Origin of the sequence: Psychrobacter glacincola (assembly GCF_965118485.1) — a bacterium.
Taxonomy (GTDB): Bacteria; Pseudomonadota; Gammaproteobacteria; order Pseudomonadales; family Moraxellaceae; genus Psychrobacter; species Psychrobacter glacincola_D.
Genome location: NZ_CBCPJH010000022.1, coordinates 41,715 through 59,442 on the forward strand (window position 1 = coordinate 41,715; position 17,728 = coordinate 59,442).

The 17,728-nt window shown below is 41.7% G+C and carries 14 protein-coding genes; 9 read left to right on the forward strand and 5 right to left on the reverse strand.

Annotation, left to right across the window (positions count from 1 at the left end):
* The first annotated feature begins 80 nt into the window (after positions 1-80).
* The gene (locus ACMHKH_RS09455; RefSeq protein ID WP_413520387.1) at positions 81-824 is read left to right on the forward strand and encodes a tetratricopeptide repeat protein; all 744 of its coding nucleotides are present in this window, start codon (positions 81-83) and stop codon (positions 822-824) included.
* A 198-nt stretch (positions 825-1,022) separates the two neighbouring features.
* Here ACMHKH_RS09455 and ACMHKH_RS09460 read toward each other — a convergent pair whose 3' ends face one another.
* Positions 1,023-1,295, reverse strand: a complete 273-nt coding sequence (locus ACMHKH_RS09460; RefSeq protein ID WP_413520388.1) for an IS1 family transposase — start codon at positions 1,293-1,295, stop codon at positions 1,023-1,025.
* 626 nt (positions 1,296-1,921) lie between these two features.
* On the opposite strand from ACMHKH_RS09460, the gene ACMHKH_RS09465 reads away from it, so the two are divergent.
* The 6 genes from ACMHKH_RS09465 to ACMHKH_RS09490 all read left to right on the forward strand — a co-directional run bounded on the left by ACMHKH_RS09465 (position 1,922) and on the right by ACMHKH_RS09490 (position 14,761).
* Positions 1,922-5,767 carry a DUF4132 domain-containing protein gene (locus ACMHKH_RS09465; protein ID WP_413520389.1) on the forward strand — a complete coding sequence of 1,282 codons (3,846 nt, stop codon included), beginning with the start codon at positions 1,922-1,924 and terminating at the stop codon, positions 5,765-5,767.
* A 66-nt stretch (positions 5,768-5,833) separates the two neighbouring features.
* A complete protein-coding gene (locus ACMHKH_RS09470; protein WP_413520390.1) occupies positions 5,834-6,985 on the forward strand; it encodes an ATP-binding protein in 1,152 nt (383 codons plus the stop codon).
* A 268-nt stretch (positions 6,986-7,253) separates the two neighbouring features.
* Complete coding sequence (locus ACMHKH_RS09475) at positions 7,254-10,106, forward strand: DUF5682 family protein (protein ID WP_413520391.1); 2,853 nt, start codon at positions 7,254-7,256, stop codon at positions 10,104-10,106.
* Positions 10,103-11,374 carry a VWA domain-containing protein gene (locus ACMHKH_RS09480; protein ID WP_413520392.1) on the forward strand — a complete coding sequence of 424 codons (1,272 nt, stop codon included), beginning with the start codon at positions 10,103-10,105 and terminating at the stop codon, positions 11,372-11,374. The genes ACMHKH_RS09475 and ACMHKH_RS09480 overlap by 4 nt, the downstream gene beginning before the upstream one ends.
* On the forward strand, positions 11,374-13,683 hold the full coding sequence (locus ACMHKH_RS09485) for a hypothetical protein (protein WP_413520393.1): 2,310 nt from the start codon (positions 11,374-11,376) through the stop codon (positions 13,681-13,683). The genes ACMHKH_RS09480 and ACMHKH_RS09485 overlap by 1 nt, the downstream gene beginning before the upstream one ends.
* A 166-nt stretch (positions 13,684-13,849) precedes the next feature.
* The gene (locus ACMHKH_RS09490; protein ID WP_413520394.1) at positions 13,850-14,761 is read left to right on the forward strand and encodes a hypothetical protein; all 912 of its coding nucleotides are present in this window, start codon (positions 13,850-13,852) and stop codon (positions 14,759-14,761) included.
* A 174-nt stretch (positions 14,762-14,935) separates the two neighbouring features.
* Here the strand turns inward: ACMHKH_RS09490 and ACMHKH_RS09495 are convergent, their stop codons facing one another.
* The 4 genes from ACMHKH_RS09495 to ACMHKH_RS09510 are packed head-to-tail and all read right to left on the reverse strand — an operon-like array spanning position 14,936 to position 17,040.
* Positions 14,936-15,253 (reverse strand): hypothetical protein, encoded by a 318-nt coding sequence (locus ACMHKH_RS09495; protein WP_413520395.1) that lies wholly within the window; start codon positions 15,251-15,253, stop codon positions 14,936-14,938.
* Positions 15,254-15,263: 10 nt separating this feature from the next.
* A complete protein-coding gene (locus ACMHKH_RS09500; protein ID WP_413520396.1) occupies positions 15,264-15,557 on the reverse strand; it encodes a hypothetical protein in 294 nt (97 codons plus the stop codon).
* Positions 15,554-16,798, reverse strand: a complete 1,245-nt coding sequence (locus ACMHKH_RS09505; RefSeq protein ID WP_413520397.1) for an Arm DNA-binding domain-containing protein — start codon at positions 16,796-16,798, stop codon at positions 15,554-15,556. The genes ACMHKH_RS09500 and ACMHKH_RS09505 overlap by 4 nt, the downstream gene beginning before the upstream one ends.
* A 26-nt stretch (positions 16,799-16,824) precedes the next feature.
* Positions 16,825-17,040: a hypothetical protein gene (locus ACMHKH_RS09510; protein ID WP_149492551.1), complete on the reverse strand. Its 216-nt coding sequence runs from the start codon at positions 17,038-17,040 to the stop codon at positions 16,825-16,827.
* A gap of 122 nt (positions 17,041-17,162) precedes the next feature.
* On the opposite strand from ACMHKH_RS09510, the gene ACMHKH_RS09515 reads away from it, so the two are divergent.
* Together ACMHKH_RS09515 and ACMHKH_RS09520 are read left to right on the forward strand one after the other, a co-directional pair.
* Positions 17,163-17,399, forward strand: a complete 237-nt coding sequence (locus ACMHKH_RS09515; RefSeq protein WP_298910324.1) for a helix-turn-helix domain-containing protein — start codon at positions 17,163-17,165, stop codon at positions 17,397-17,399.
* A gap of 89 nt (positions 17,400-17,488) precedes the next feature.
* On the forward strand, positions 17,489-17,728 hold a 240-nt coding region (locus ACMHKH_RS09520), incomplete at its 3' end, for a transposase (protein ID WP_413520398.1).

Sequence of the window (17,728 nt, forward strand, 5' to 3'; positions counted from 1 at the left end):
AATATATATTTGAATATCACAATGCATATTAAAATAATAAATTATAGTGTTAACTTCATTAAATAATAGGATAAGCAGTTATGAGAAAGAGACTAGCAGCATTTTTGCTTACTGGAATTATGCTGACAGGGTGTACTAAAGCCATTGATACTCAGATGAATAGCATTCAAAACAATGTTCCAACCGTGAAATCAGATGTTGAGAAGGATTTTGATGATCTCACAGTACAAGCTAATCTAGGAGACGCTTCAAGCCAAGGACAATTAGGGCTTATATATTACTATGGTAAAGGCGTTTCTCAAGATTATTCAAAAGCATTTTATTGGTTACAACAAGCAGCTAACCATGGAGACAAAGAAATGCAGGGGATGCTGGCACTGATGTATGAGAAGGGTCAAGGCGTGCATCAAAACGATGCTAAAGCATTTGAGTTATATAAAAACTTAGCCGATGACGGTATTGATTTATACCAATCAAAAATTGGAGATATGTATCTTAAGGGTAAAGGCACAACTCAAAGTGACGCTAAGGCTCTTGAGTGGTTTAATAAGGCAGCTAATCAGGGTGATGCTGCAGCTCAATATAGCCTTGGGGTGATATATGCCGAAGGCAAAGGCGTTCCCAAACATTACACTAAAGCATTTGAATGGACTCAAAAATCTGCCAATCAAGGGCATGCTATAGCTCAACGCAATCTTGGGGTAATGTACGCCAAAGGAGAAGGGGTAAAACAGAGTATCGTTTCTGCAAAAGAGTGGCTTGGTAAGTCTTGTGATAAAGGCTATCAAGATGGTTGTGAGTATTATCAAAAACTCAAAGAGTAAGGACGTTAATTCACCCGCTTTAGAAATTTATTTTTGGTATTGCTGATGGTATAGAGCAGATTATAGAAACTACAAGTCATAAGCATTAATAGTTATGACCGATAGTTTAGCTCCTACCATGAGATTCCAAACTCACTGTCACATTAATTTTGGGTTTTGCTTAAAAAAAAGGGTAATGTTCTAAAAAGTATGCTGTCATCAGACATAGCCATAATTGATATAAAAGAACACCAAGTCGAATGTTTTAAGGTAATTATCAAACTTTTTCGAAAAGCAACAGGTTTTTTTAATGGCTCGTTTTATTTGGTGTCTAAGGCGACAGTTGTTACCTTTTATTCCTACGATATGTTGTTTGTCAACTCGTTTATAATCACTTTTAAAAGCAGTTATAACGCTATCCCAGTTTTCCATAATGATAGAGTCATAGCTGACTCTAAGCTGCTCAAGACGGGCTATTAACTTTTTAGCCATTCTTAATCACGTTTGCACCAGACATAAGCGACAATTTCATTGGTCGTATGGTCGTATGGTCGTATGGTCGTAATCATAAATAAGCCAGACTTTACGTTTCTTGCGACATACGTAAGTCCAAAACTCCTCTATTTCTAAACGTTCATAGCAATGCTTTTTAGGAGTAATCTTATAAATGAACCAGCCTATGGTGCTGAGCACTTTACCAATGCTAACTGAGGCCATAACTGGTCGAAGTGGTTTTTACGGGCGGTGCTGCTTGTGTGCTAGGTACAGTACTAATTAATAGTGCTGGCAATATTAAGCAGCTTAAATAACTTTTGAAAGTGATGTATTGGCATTTTAATCCAAGGTTTAACATCGCCTATCTCCCTATGATGCGTTTGTGTGGTTATACCTCTACATCGTATTTGCCGATTGAACGAGATTCACACTAAAATATCACAAGTTAATGTTTACGGGATTGACAGCATAGCTTGCAGTCGGAAGAGAAGTGCTTAATCATTAAAAAAGCCGTAGCTAACTCATATGTACTATTAAGCTAATAATATCTTGTTCAGACGCTTTAACCATGCTTATAATCCTCTTAATGTAACGTTAATTAAAATATAAGCAAAGGAATACTTATGAAAGGTTTTTTTGAAAAAATAAAATCTATGACTAACTTAGGTAGCAAGGAGGATAAACTGGCTGTAGAGCAACTCACCGCTATTCTTGCGCCGTTAGCAAACGTTGATGACAGTTATTCCAAACGTATTATCGATTATATCTTCAATGCTGACGATCCCAATATATTATTAGAATTACAAAACCGCAGCGATGACAAGGCTGGGGTATTGATGAGTTTCCCAGGCACTATCGGCTATTATTGGGGTAGTTATCGCCCTACAGATAAAGAAGATAAGCAAATCGCTAAAAGCACTAAAATGAGAGATAAGTTCTATCAACGAATTTTCAAAGCCCTAAGCCCTGAGCAAATTATCCGTTATGGTAAGTTTTTGGCGGCAGTGACCCAACTCAAAAATTATAAAGTGCTATCACCACTAAGCCCAGAATGGTTCACTTATCTCATCGCTGATGGACTCAGTACCTCGCTTGAAAGAAACAATAAAAGTGATATTAAACATCGTAGTAATTGGTCACATTCGTATCTACTCGACGTTTTAAAAGCCGATGAGCAAAATAAGGATGACAGCGATGCCTATCATCTATTGCTTTTACAAATCTTTGAGCGTAAAGAAGTGGACAGCTATTACAGTGATAGTTTACATTTGCTTTATCAATTTCCAGACACTATAGAGCTGTTGCAACAGCACAAAGCAGTGTTAGATGAGCTAATTCCTGCCTTATCAGCCAAAGGGCAAGAACAATTTATAGACAGCTTTGCCAAGTATCATCCTGATTTTATCAAACAATGTCCCTATTTGGTCGCCACCTTAGCCACTAGCACTAGCAAAACAGTGCGCGAGTTGGCACTGGCCAAAATAAGTCTGTTTGAGCAAGCAGAAATAAAACCTTATCTGATTGAGTTGTTAACCAATGGCAGTACCAAACAACGTCGAGAAATCGCCGATATTATCGCCCGACAAGGCGCGCAGCAAGGCGTTGATGGCGATGATAATAGTGCTGAGAGTCGCAACATATTAGAGCAAGCCTTAGCTAATGAAAAGCAGAAGTCTGTGATTCAAGCGCTAGAGTCGGCGCTCAGTAGATTAGACAGTGTGGCGCAATTAGCAGAAATAGAGTATGTAGTGAGCGACTTTGAGGCCATAGTCAGCCGAGATATTCCGTATAGTTGCGTGGAAATACTGGCGCAAAATTATGCAGACCTACTGGAGAAAAAACAGCTTGCTGCTGAGCAAGAAGCTGAGCAAAATAAAACCTCTGACTATAAATATACGTGGTCACAAAAAAACTATCATGAGTGGAAAAAGCTCAAACCTGAGAAGTATGGGCAGCAGCTAATCGATGCCCTTAATGGCAAAGGCAAAATAAGTAGTCTTGATAATAGCAATATGATCGAGCTGTGTGGTTATAAGAATCGAATAAAAAACCTACCAGAATTTGGTTTGCATCACGCTATTCGATTGGCAAAAAGTGGCGATTCAGTCAGAAGTTATCAGCTAGAGAATTACATCAAACCTGAGAATTTAGCGACTATAGAGCTACGCCAGTACGCGCAAGTACTTAAAGGCTGCCAAATTGAAAATCCAAATCGTAGCATCGCTATAGAGTATCTAGAATATGTTTGGTCGCCTTTACTACCTAAGTATATTAATAAACCTGAGCAGATCGTACCTTTCTTTATGGAAAATATTGATTATTTATCAGAGGCTTTAGGACTGCTTTCTAGTTCTATTGCAGGACATTGGCGGGGTTTCGAGCCTAGCAAGGCCATCGAGATTCTAGCTGCTTTTCCGCAAATTCCTAAACAATTTATTCCTAAAGTTTTAGAGCTAGCCTTAGGCGAAAATAAAAGTTTACGTTATGATGCACAAGAGCTGCTATCTAAGCTGCCTAATATTCATGAGCGTGCTATTGAAGCACTGGCCAATGGCAAGCAAGCCATACGAGTGACGGCAGTGGAGTGGCTGGCACGTCTTAACGAACGGAGTGATACTCATAAAGCTGAAGTATTAAAAGCGCTGTATGATTTACTCAAAAAAGAGAAAAAAGAGATCGTCATCGCCAGTATATTGACGGCGCTTGAGAGCATGGGTGAGGATATCAGTAAATATCTGTCACCGACCGCCTTATTAAAAGATGCCGAACAGGGACTAAAGGGAAAGGTATTAAAAAGCTTTGAGTGGTTTAAGTTGGACAGTTTGCCAGCAGTGCAATGGCAAGATGGAAAAACCGTCAATCCCAAAATTATTCAATGGTGGGTAGTGTTAGCCGAAAAACTTAAAGACCCGACACCGAATGGTCTGTTGCAACGCTATTTAGGGCTACTCGATGACAAGAGTCAAAGCAACTTGTCGTTGTTTTTATTACAGAGCTTTATCGCTGAAGACACCCTCAATCCAACCCTTGCGCAAGCGATGGACATTGCTAATGCTGAAGCGCCTGCGCGGCTTGCGCAATATCAAGATTACTATAAGCGCTATGGTAAAGATGATCCTGACGGCTGGTATGCTAAATACGCCAATGTGACTCTGCATGAAGTGGTTGAAGAGATTAAGAAAGAACAGCTGGCTATTTACTTAGGGTCAGCAATCAAAAGCAAAGGAATGCTGGCGCTTACTTATCGAGCAGAAGGCAGTAAGACGGTCAGTATCTTGCAGGACTATATGAAAAATCATTATCGGCGCACCTCTCAAATTACTGCGATGCTTACCGTGTTTGCTATGAGTGATGATCCGTTGATTATTCAGCTATTACTCGGACTATCACGTCGCTATCGCACCAGCTCCATTCAAGACTTGGCCAAGCAGCTAGTGGGTACGATAGCTGAGCGTAATAACTGGACTGCCGATGAGCTAGCAGATCGGACCATTCCTACCGCTGGGCTCGATGAAAATGGCATTTTAACCATCGATTATGACACGCGTACGCTAAGTGCCTATGTCGACGACAAAGACAAGTTTGTATTAAAGAATGAAGTGGGTAAAGTCATCAAATCACTACCAGCAGCCAGACAGAACGACGATGCCGCTATTATCAAAGAAGCCAAAACTTTATTCAGCAATAGTAAAAAAGAGTTTAAACAAGTTGTTGACTCTCAGACCATGCGCTTATATGAAGCCATGTGTAGCGAGCGGCTTTGGACGAGTAGCGACTGGCAGGAATATCTATACGCCCATCCTATTATGAAGCGTCTGATTACTCATTTGATATGGATAGAAGTTGATGGCAAGCAGGGTAGTGAGGGCAAGCAAATACTATCGTTCCGTCCGAGTGATGATGGCAGTTTGTTAGACTTTAACGATGATGAAATCAGCTTGCAAGCTGACAGTTATATTAAGCTGGCGCATGGCGTGTTGCTCACTGCTGAGGAGGGTGAGCAGTGGCGCGAGCACCTCAAAGATTATGAGGTTAAGTCGCTATTTGGTAAATTTACTCAATTTGATCACGTGCTACCGGTATTTAAAAAAGAGCAAGATCAAATCGATGAATTCAAAGGCTATTTAACGGATACTTTTACGCTGCGTGGACTGCTAACCAAAATGGGTTATAAGCGCGCCAGTATCGAAGATGGTGGCTCATTCGATCGTTATTATAAGAATTACGACAGCTTAGGCTTATCAGCAGTCATCGTGTTTAGCGGCAGCTATGTGCCTGAAGAGAACATTCCAGCGGTGCTATACGAATTGGGCTTTGAAACCAAGCAATCCTATTCATGGAATACTGACTATGTTGCCTTAACGGACGTCAATCCTATCCTACTGGCCGAAAGTTATGCCGAGTATAAAGCCGTCGCTGATGCCACGGGCGGCTTCGATGCTGATTGGGAAAAGAAAACCCCTTGGTAGCGCTGGATGAAATGACTGATTTTTATCATAAATAATAGACGACAGCTTTTTGATCAAGGATAAACAATGAGCACTGCTACTGATAATAATACTGATAACAGCGGTAACGAGGGTAATAATATTCTCAAACAATCAGCTGAACACCGTTATGCTGACGAATTGGCACGATTGATTCAGTATGATGTCGCTGAAAATAATATTAAACCCACAGGTTGGATACGCTCCCCAAAAGCGGTACGTAAATTTATCTTGGGCGATGACGCTTTGGATATCAGCTGTAAGTTTTATGGCGACGATGCTTTAGCAGATCGCTGCATTGTGACTTTATTAGGCAAGCAAGGATTGATGCTGGTAGGTGAGCCGGGTACGGCCAAATCCATGCTATCCGAGCTGTTGAGCGCGGCAATATCGGGCGATTCTGGTCTTATGGTGCAAGGGTCGGCGGGCACTACCGAGGATCATCTGAAGTACTCTTGGAATTACGCGCTATTACTCGCAGAAGGTGCTAATACTAAATCACTAGTGCCGTCACCGCTCTATCAAGCTATGGAGCAGGGCAAGATAGTCAGGCTTGAGGAGATTACTCGCTGTCCGCCAGAGATTCAGGATGTACTCGTATCGATGATGTCTGAGAAAACCATGATGATTCCTGAATTTGGTGATTCGGGTCGGCTATTTGCGCAGGCAGGCTTTAACATTATTGCCACCGCCAATTTGCGTGATAAAGGCGTGCACGAAATGTCATCAGCATTAAAGCGTCGCTTCAACTTTGAGACGGTACATCCTATCAGTGATCCTGCCTTTGAGAAGTCGTTGATACTGAAACAATTACGTACTGAGCTTGGCGATCTTGGCGATGGTATCAGTAGTGAGATTACGATCAACGAGGATGTCGTTGATCTATTGGTCACGGTCTTTCAAGAGCTGCGTCAAGGTCAAACCCAATCGGGTACTAATATCAAAACCCCTGATGCGGTCATGTCATCAGCAGAAGCGTTCAATGTTGCCTATGCTTCGGCGTTAGAAGGTTATTATTTGGGCGACAAATCATTGTCAGCTAATGCGGTCGCCAAGCAGATCATCGGTGTCGTGCTTAAGGACAATCCCGATGATATCAAGCGAATCCGTTTTTATATGGACAACGTTGCTAAAGAGCGCGCGAAAAAAGATAAAACATGGAAAGCGTTTTATGAAGAAGGTAAACGCTTTTGGCAGTAATGGTTAACAGGCTGTGTTGAAAATAATTATTGCTAATAATTGCTGACATAGTTGATCTTAAATAAAATAAATGCACTCATTATAAAGTATGGTTAGGATAATTTTTTCTTGCTTGCTGTGTCGTTACTGACAGAGGCTGCGAAAACTTATTTTAGCACTACGGTATTTTTTTGTAGTGGATTAAATATAGTCACTAGTTCATTTACTTCAGCAATTAATCGACGTGGTTAATTAAAATCCAACTTTAGAACAAGGCGTGTTTTTAGTTATGGAAAATCGGTTACCAGCACGTCTTATTACCGCTCTGGCTCAGCTCAAAGCGCTCAATGAGTTGGGCATTACTTTATTGCCAGTTCGTCATCACAGTCCCGCCTGCGCTTTTGCTACCCAGCAGGCACTTAGCCAGCTACAACCTGCTGATATTCTCATCGAAGCGCCAGCCAGTTTTAATGATTTACTCCTCGATCTACAGCATCCCGATAACAAGCCGCCTTTAGCTGTTCTTTGCCAAACTCAAGCGAGTACTATTGTCAACGATAGTGAGCAAGAGTCTGAAACCAGTAATGAAATTAGTTCTGAAGACGATAAAGACAGTAAGAAGAAAAAGGGGCACAAGCGAATTTACTCTGCCTATTTTCCTTTTTGTGACTATTCGCCTGAATGGGTGGCGATGCGTTTTAAAAGTACAAATTCCTTAGGTAAACTGCCACATGTTGAATGTATTGATTTGCCATGGTCACAACAAGTTGAGCATCGTGAACGAGTAAATTCCGAGCAAACATGGGAGACGCAGAGTTTACAGCAAGAGCGCTATCTTGCGCACAGTCAGTACATAAAAGCACTGGCGGATAAGTTGCATTGCCGAGATCACGATGAAGTCTGGGAGCATCTATTTGAGTTAGATTCAACACTTGAATTACGAGAGTGGCAGACGTTCTTCTATAAAGTGTTGGTATGGTGCGCCATGTCACGTCTGGATTATGAAAAGGATGTGCTAGAGTCAGAAAGCGCATTGGTACGTGAGCAGTACATGGTCAAGTGTATCGTGGCTCGCTATCACTTTCATCGCGATGAAGGCTCTAACTCTAAAATTAACTCTATAGCGAAAAAACCTGAAATAGTCGTGGTGACTGGCGGTTTTCATACGTTAGCTTTGATTGAATTATTGCATGAACAGCTGATCGAACAACCGAATAAACAAGCTGTAAAAACTGTCAAAAATAAAGTCGACGCCGAAATTAATTTGCCTGCTTCCGCCATCAATACTACCCCTGATGAGTCATGGTTGATTCGCTATAGTTTTGATAGGTTGGATGCACTAAACGGTTATGCTTCAGGTATGCCATCGCCTGCCTTTTATCAAGTGTGCTGGGAGCAGCGGCTAGCTTTCGATAATAGTGCAAAGCTTGAATCTGAATCTATTTTTCAAGTCGCTAAGACATATAATTCTAATAGTAATAACAATGTTAGTAATAAGATCAATAATGAAGGTAATGATCAAAACCTAAATGCTAAAGAAAGCGAAAGCCAAGCTCGCCAACGCCTAGTCATTGATTTTCTCAGTATATTTTCTCAGCAGTTACGCCAAGAAAAAATTAGCTTGAGTAACTTTATTACTGTCAAAACTGCCAGCGAGCAAGCCATCCGTTTGGCTGAGTTACGGGGACATCAATTGATTGGGCGCTTCGATGTGATGGACGCTTGCTATAGTAGTTTTTTGAAAGGTAGTAGTGACAATGGCACGCAAAGTTTTCATCGATTGCTGCATGAACAGTTAGGTGGTTCGCAACTCGGACAAGTGATCAGTACGGGAAGTACACCGCCGTTATTAGCGCAAGTCTATGATCTAATCAAATCAAATCGTTTTAAGCTCGATGATACTCTAAGCAAAACCGCCAAGCTCGACGTTTTACGAAATGCTAACCATCGTCAACGTAGTTGCTTTCTGCATCTTTTGGCATTTTTGGACGTTGGGTTCGCTAGACGTTTGAGCGGTCCTGATTTCTTACATGGCGGGCAATTACACCTGCTGTTTGAAGAGTGGGCTTACGCTTGGACACCGCAAATAGAAGCACGTTTGATAGAACTGTCTGAAGAAGGGTCAGATATTTATCAGTTGGCTATCCAGCGCTTATTAAAGCAGCGTGAACATTTCGATGAGCAAGCTCAAAAACAGTCCTCAGCTCAACTTATAGGCTTATTGATTCAAGCGTCGATGATGGGTTTGACAGAACAAATTGATAATTTATTTGAAGAAGTTAAAGATATTTTACCGCATGATCCGGATTTGGGTTCGGTGTTGGCTTGTGGTCAACATTTAATGTATTTATGGACGGGTAAGCGCTTTTTACAATTACAAGATGATCAACAGTTAATCGATCTTATTGCTCAAATTCCAGTGACTAGTCTTTTTTTATTGTCACAACTACAAACGCCCAATGACGATCAAGTCCGAGGAATTTTAGCTCAGATCTTGAGTTTGCGAAATTTATTAAAACAAATGAATCTTGTCTTGCGTGTTACTACAAAAATGGTTGATACCGCTGCTCATCTTCATCCAATTAACAATATAAATTCTGACGCTGTCCAAGACTTTCAAAATGATAGCGATCTGCTCAGCCAATATCATATAACCTTAAACAGATTATTGCCCGACTGGCAGGATATTGATTTATTGCTGGGAGCAGTGCATGCCCTATCATTTATCGATGATATCAGTAATGAGAGCCAGCTCTCTGATCAATTGCAGCTGCATTTTGGCGTTGGTGCTAATGCCGAGCAAGCAGTGGCTTATTTATCAGGAATGATGGAAGCCGTACCGACTCTATTTTTGCATCACCAAGCGATGACCCAAATGCTAGATCGTCTGGTTTCGCAGTGGGATAAGGAGACTTTTATTGCTCTGCTGCCAGATTTGCGCTTGGCGTTTACTGCACTCAAACCTATGCAGACGAATGAGCTGGCGCAGCAAGTCGCTACCTTACATGGGGTCTTCAGCACTGAGGTGACTCAGTTTCAGGGTCAGATTAGTGAAAGCGATATGTTAAAGGGTCTGGCACTGAACCAGCAGTTGGAGCAAGTATTGACTGAACGCGGACTGATAGGCTGGAGTGGCTCATGATGGATGACTTTAACTTACCCGCTGACTTATCCGCTGATTTGCCAACGCCGCCAGAGAATAACGCAAAACATGCTAAATCTGCTGCTGCAACTGACATCGGCAACGATAGTAACAGTAATAGCGATAGCCTCGCGCGTTGGCGTCTTATTCTAGGGCGTTATAGCGATAAAGCCTTGTCAGATGTAGCGTTGAATAACGAGCAAATGCGTTTGGAGCGTAGTCTCGATTATTTATACAATCGAGAATATGATAATCGCGGCGATATGTTGGGTAAGCGGCGTGATCAAACGGGCAGTCGCCTCAGTGGACAAGGCGGTTCGCTCGACGATTCGCAATTAACCGCGATTAATTGGCTCAATCAAGCACAAGATTTGTTTCCAAAGAGCTCTTTTGAGCGGATACAAAGTCATGCATTTGAACGCTATCAATTAACCAGTTTACTTAAAAATGATCAAGTGCTGGAGCAGTTAGAGCCAACGCCGCAACTCGCCAAAACCTTGCTTAGTCTACGGGGTCGTTTGAGTGAAGATACCAGAGACAATGTTCGCCGTATTATTCAAAAAGTAGTTGATGATATCGTCGCCAAACTCAGACCCAATTTTGTCAACGCTATTCATGGTAGACGCAATCGCTTTCGCCGCTCCTTTATTGCCAATAGCCAGAACTTCGATTGGCGTCGCACTATAGCCAATAATCTTAAACACTATAACCAAGACCTGAATAAAATCATCATCCGGGAACCTGTGTTTAATGCGCGGGTGCAGCGGCATTTGCCTTGGACCGTCGTGCTGTGTGTTGATCAAAGTGCTTCTATGCTCAGCTCGGTGATGTATAGTGCTATTTGTGCCAGTATCTTGACTAGTTTGCCATCAGTAACAGTGAAACTATTGGTGTTCGATACTAATGTGGTTGATTTATCGTATATGGCACACGATTCGGTAGAGGTGTTATTGACGATACAATTGGGCGGTGGCACTAACATTGCTAAAGCGGTGCAATATGCTGAAACTTTAATAACAGAATCCACTCGCACCATCTTTGCCTTGATTAGTGATTTTGAAGAAGGCGGCTCTGTACCGCATTTGCTGAGTTCAGTGGCTAGAATGCATGGGCAAAAAGTAAAGCTGATTGGGCTTGGTGCTTTAGATGAAAGCGCTAATAGTGTCTATGATATTCAAATGGCACAAAAACTTTCTGAGCAAGGTATGCAAATTGCAGCGCTTACGCCTGAACATTTTGCTGAATGGATAGCCGAGGTGATAAATTAATGACCGTTGCCAGTATTTATCTCGCCTATGATGACAGCGCCTTGACCACCTACGCCAATGCTGGACTATTGCGCCGTGCCCAAAAAGACGTGGCGGCTAATAAAATTGAGCTGATTGAAGCTGGTGATTTTATCAATAATGCCGAACAAATCATTCTAGACAGTGATGGGCAAACGGTAATCTTGCCGAGCACCGGTTTGACGAATGCCAGTTGTAATTGCTCATCAGTCAGCGCCTGCAAACACATTTTGGCGTCAGTATTGTATTTGCAATCGTTAGCTAAGTCTGCTAAAGAACAGGACGCTGAAGTAGAGAGTGACCAAGCAATCAATAGCATCGAATTAAACAATGATACGCCAAATAATATCGAATCTAAAAAGACGGTTAAACAGAAAATCGACAGTGATAATAAAGACACTAAGATCAATGGTGACAGTTTAATCAAAGCTAACAATTCTAAAAATGCTACCGTCAGAACAGCAGTCGCTGAAGTGCTTGCTTTCAGTCTAGACGACCTACAGAAATTTGCCAAAACCATTCCTAAAGCCAAACGTCTTAAAGCCATACTGATGGCTGTTCATTATTTGGAGAGCTTTGATAGTAAAGTCGACGCTAGCAATTCTGCTGATAATACTGACAAGTTGCAAGCAAGTGTTATTGATGAGACCCAAAGTCTACGTATTTACTTGTCCCATCAAAACGAAGAAATCCGCTATATTTTGGGCGCTGGATTCGCAGGAATGCTATCCAAAATTGAGCGTGATGTAGACAGTTATCATTGGCTGGCATTGATAGCTGTACAAAGGCTATATGGCTCAGAAGAGGGTATAGCCAAGATACGTCAGTGGTTGGTTAAAGAATTATCCAAAACCAGCAGTACAGCCATTGTGAGTTTAGAGACTTTATCAGTGGTAACGTTGATAGTGCTAGATGATATCGCTTTTGACATCGAGCAAATATTGTATCAAGGCTTGTCGCAACTAGAGTATTTTTCAGCCAATCGCATGCACCTTGCTAACACACTGGCTCGTAGTCAACACCTACCACGTTTGGCTATGCAGCTACGCCAACTGAGTGGTCAGATGCATGACTTTATCAAAGGTGATAATCATATTGATGAGCGTCAGCTATTGATTAGTCTGGCAGAGTTGAGTGCTTATTTGTACCAATTGCAGCATAGTGATGCGACAGAGCTACCAAAGCTACGAGGTAAATTACGCCATACTTATGACATCGATGACAAAAGAGCTGATTTGAGTTTGCTGCCGTTAGGCGCAAGCTGGTGGTTCAGTCAAGGCAAGGCACGCGGTTTAACCTTGTATTTTTATGAGCCCAATGAAGGGCAAATTATCGAGTTTACCCAAGCTCGAGCGCAAGCACAGGATTTAAACTTTAATAAACAGACGGCTTGGTATAACGCTGTTTGGCTCAGCACGGCTCAAAGCCTAATGAACCAGTTCAGCACGTTATCTAACCCCAGATTCAATGACAATGGCGGGCTTGCGGTCACCGGCAGCAAAGTGCGAGACCACTCTTCGTTAAATGATAATTTTGCGGGCTATCTTGATAGCGTACAAAAATTGGCCGTTGACGATTGGCAGCATCTACAGCAACGCTGGCTACAACAATTGATGGATAATGGCACAGTCAATGATATCGTAGTGTTAAATCCCGCTAAGATAGGCAGTTTTCAAGTTGATGAAATCGAACAGTGCGTTTGGTGGCCGTTAGCCGATCAAAAGAATAATCAAGTTCGTTTACGACTTAATTGGAACTCTAATGATCAGCAGAGTATCGATACTATTGATAAGCTAGAGCGCATCGATAGCTATCTGATTCAAATGATCGTTGCTCAAGTGAGAATGATTGAAAATACCATTGAGATTAATCCAATTACCTTGATCATGTCAGATCATTTGTTTCATTTAGACTACAGTCGAGTCCCTACCAAGAAAAATACCTTGAAAGCCTTGTTAACTGGTCAAGTTAGTAAGTTGATGAGTAAGAAAAGACGCTTAGTCGAAGTTGAAAGTACCAAGATTTTTACCTTAAGCCAGCTTATTTGTCAGCCAGTTCTAAGCGTATTAGACAGCTTGTCAGCAAGTGGACGATTGCAACCTACCGAAGTGCAAATCAAGCAACTTCGCCAGCAGCATAAATTAGCGAAAGATGCAGGCCTGAGCATACTAGCTACTAGCATTGAATGCTTTTATAAACGTAGAGTAGAGGTTAATGATATCTTGCAACTGACTTATCTGTGCAAAATATTGCTGTTATTAGAAGCAGAGCTACCGCTAAGTTTTAGCTGATAGATTTAATAAAGCTTTAAACCAATGAAGCTGGAGTAGGTTAGGAGAATTACTATGATAAAGGTTGCAGTATAATGGCATAATAAAACTGGACAGCTAGTAAGAAGTTATACTAATCCAAAGAAGGAAACTGGTATGAGCAGTAATAGGCATTAGGAGTACTTTTATGAAACAGGTTTATTCTGTTATAGCTATTATTCTCTCATTTCTAAGTACTGCTCATGCTGAGTCATGGGAAGCAGTAATTCCAGCAGTAGAAAAACGGGCTGCCTTTTATTTGTCTGAAGCTCACCGTCTTGGTTATGCGAATACCTCCAAAAGTGATGTAGATTACTTGGATTATTATCGCGAGGATCATAAATGCGGCATTCTTGGCCGCATGCTCGACCTAGCTGATGTGGTGGCTGATGATGAACGTCTTGGCACTCCTAGAATTGCCGATAACTTATCAAATAATGAGGTAGTTCAGCTGTTTGCTGCAGGTCGTACATTAGAGTCTTGGGTCATGCAGGCCAAACATGCTCTTAGCCAAACCAAAGAAGAGCGCGTTCAACATTGGAATCAATCTTGTGCCGAGAGTGAAAGTCTTAATTATGCGCCAAGACTATTAATTGCTGACGTGCCCAGTTTTAATGCCTTTGCTCTATTAAACTCAAAGAATTCAAATCTTAAAACCTCCGTTCATCCTATTGCTATGCCCGATTTTGAGGGACGTGATAAATCGGCACGCATGTTCCGCACCCGTATACGCGATGGCTTAGCAGAAGGGGCTAATTTTAATGAGCATTATTCTTTAATTACTTTTGGCTGCGGTACTTCTTGTGTTATTAGTTATATTACTGACACTCGCACTGGGAAAGTCTTTGAGCCGCCGTTTGGTGGAGAGTCAACCCCAGAGTTAGCTATTGAATTTAAGCTTGATAGTAATTTAATACAGGTTATTCATATGGGTGACACCTCTGAGGAATGTCAGGTTCGCGCCTGGTCTTTTGATGGAAAAAGCTTCAAGCTTGAAGGTGAAGATGTTTTTGCGCGGGAAGGCAGCTGCAACTATGGGCAGAAACTGGTATCCAAATAGTGCGATCGTAATTTCTGATTAAAGTTTTATACAAAATCTACTAAGTTGATGAGCTTTTATTAACTTTACCCTATTGTAGTGGCACACTAAATTTAGGCTGTATTTAAGAGAAGAAATGCTCCGCACGAAAAAGCCAGACAACCTAAGCTATCTGGCTTTAAAATCTTGAACGATTTATCTATGATTATGTTCCCGCCATACAGCATGCTCACATACCTCACAGCACCAACTGTCTTTTGCTCGCATAAAAGGTATGTCTGCTGGTATCTGTAAAGGACACACATAACCACAGTATTCGCATCGCACATCATCTAAATAAGCAAAACACTCACCGATTGTCTTGAATAGTACTTGAGGGCTTATCTCATACTTCTCACAGAGGGTTTCTACATGTGCGATATAATCACTTTCGTTATCATATGCCCAGTAATCCTCACAGATTCTTAGATCTCGTGCGTTCTGTGTCATATTCGGCTGAAGCTTTACACTCATCACATTCTCCTTAGTAGCCGACATAGTCGGAGTGCGGTAATAGCTCATAAAGCTCGCTCTGAAGCTGACAACGCATATCCTCTATCACATAGCCAAGACTGGCATCCAAGCGCTTCTGAACCCACACACGCATCGCCATATCATTAGCAAAACAGCGCTTCACTCCTAAGAAGCGAGCGAGGTTATAGCCCGATGAAACATACAACTCACGCATCAATGCATTAGCAATAAGGTTTGCATCTGCACTGATTGCACCGTCAGGCTTAAACTCACCGAACAGCTGCTCATAATTGATAATTGTCATAGTGACGTCTCCTTGTCTGTTTGCGCATTAGCAATCATTCCCTCACCTTTAGAGCTATTCAATTCGCTGGTTAGCTTCTCCTTACTCGCTAAGAGCAAGTTATCCATCGCAGAGCCATCCTGACGGGTAATATCAGGCACATAACGGCTATACACCCGAAACAGCATCTCTGTACTACTGTGACCCATCTGCCGAGCAATCCACTCAGGATTCTCACCAGCAGCCAACCAAAGAGTCGCTGCCGTGTGCCGAGTCTGATAAGCACGCCGATGTTTAAGACCGAGTAGGGCAAGCGTAGGCTTCCATACCCGCCGGTTCACATTGCGATATTCCATTGGATTGCCTTGGCTATTACAGAAGATAAACTCTGACTTACCATACGTTCGCAGCTTCTGCTCTAGCAGGGCGTCATAGACCAACTGTGACATCGCAATATCACGTTGTGAGCCTAACGTTTTCGTTGGGCCCATCTCCCCGTTGACTAACGCGCCTCTAATACTGATCTCACGCCGATCAAAGTTAATGCAGTCCCACTTAAGCCCATCGATCTCACTGGTACGCATCCCTGTAAAGAAGCGAATGGTGTAGTAGGGTCTATAATCAGCACGGACATGCTCTAAAATCAGCCACACCTCACTTAATGTAAACGGATTCACATCCGGACGAGCTTGCTTAAGATTCTTAATGTTTTTATAAGGCATCTCAAACTCATGGCGATCTGACGCTTCTTCTAGTATCATACGAAGTAGTATCATAATCTGATTGATTCGTGCTACTGACAGACTTGACTGACCCTCTTTACCGTAACGAACTTTGGCGAGGGAGCTACGGAAGGTCAGCAAGTCTGGTTTTTTTATTGCATGTACCGCTTTGCCACCAAACTCAGGTAACAAATACTTATTTAAAATAATCTGCGTCTTTTGCCGATAGCTTGGCCGCCATTCAATCTTCTTCTCCTCATACCAAATCTCGGAAAACTGCCTAAAGGTTGGATTGCGACTGATACAAGCTTCCGCTCTATCAGCCAGTGCTGTCATCTCTTTTAAACGCGTACTCTTCGGAAAGTAAGCGCCATAGTCGAAGATGCCTAGGGTGATTTCTGCTTCCATTTTTTTTGCTACTAAAGCCAGCTTTTTAACGTTTGCTGGAGTATCAGGGAAGTTAGTTGTCTCACGGCAACGAATATTCATATATGTGAAATCTATGAATAGTTTGCCACGCCTTGCTCTTACTGATGCCATTGTTAATCTCCTTGTTTAAATAAAACTTACTGTAAAGCCATACCATTGATGGCACTCATCACTGGCTTACACATATCTTCTTCGATACGCTCCCAGACATATAAAATCTTACGACCGCCAAAAGGACGGATGTAGTGAATGTTTTCAATCAAAACAGTGTCTTTCATTTGATTGCGGATAGTACGTGCGTCGTACTTGATACGTTCAGCTAATTCTTGAGTAGTAAGATAAGTCTGTGACATAATAGTTCTCCATGTGAAATAAATTTACTATTAGTGAGTTATTAATTATCACTAATGAGTACATATTATCTGTATATATTATCACTTGCAATCACTTTTTTATCACTTTAGGGATTTTATGTATGATTAAGCTCAATTTACCTGTTTTATTTGCACAAAGAGGCATCCGCGTAGCGGATGCTGATAGGATGTGTAAACTAGGGAGATCTACTTTATATAGGATGTACAATAATGAAGTTACTAGAATAGACTTTGATTCGTTGAATGAGCTTTGTAAGCTTTTAGATTGCACACCTGGAGATATTATCCTCTATGAAGAAGATGAGGTTTGTGAGGAAGTAGGTTCAGAAGAAAGTTAGAATGCTTACTAGGGCGTGTCATCAATTAGCACAGTTATTTTAGAATAAGCTATACTAATTCTATATTTAGCAACCTGAACTTAACTATTATGACAAGACGACATGCCCTGCGTGATGACCAATGGGAGAGAATTAAAGACATCCTTCCAGGTCAACCAAGTGACGTTGGTGTTACCGCAAAAGATAACCGATTACTTATAGAAGCAGTTCTGTACCGCTATAAGACTGGCATACCTTGGCGTGATCTACCTGAACGCTTTGGTGATTTTAGAGTCGTTCATACTCGTTTTAGTCGCTGGTCAAAAAAAGGTGTTTGGGAACAAGTTTTT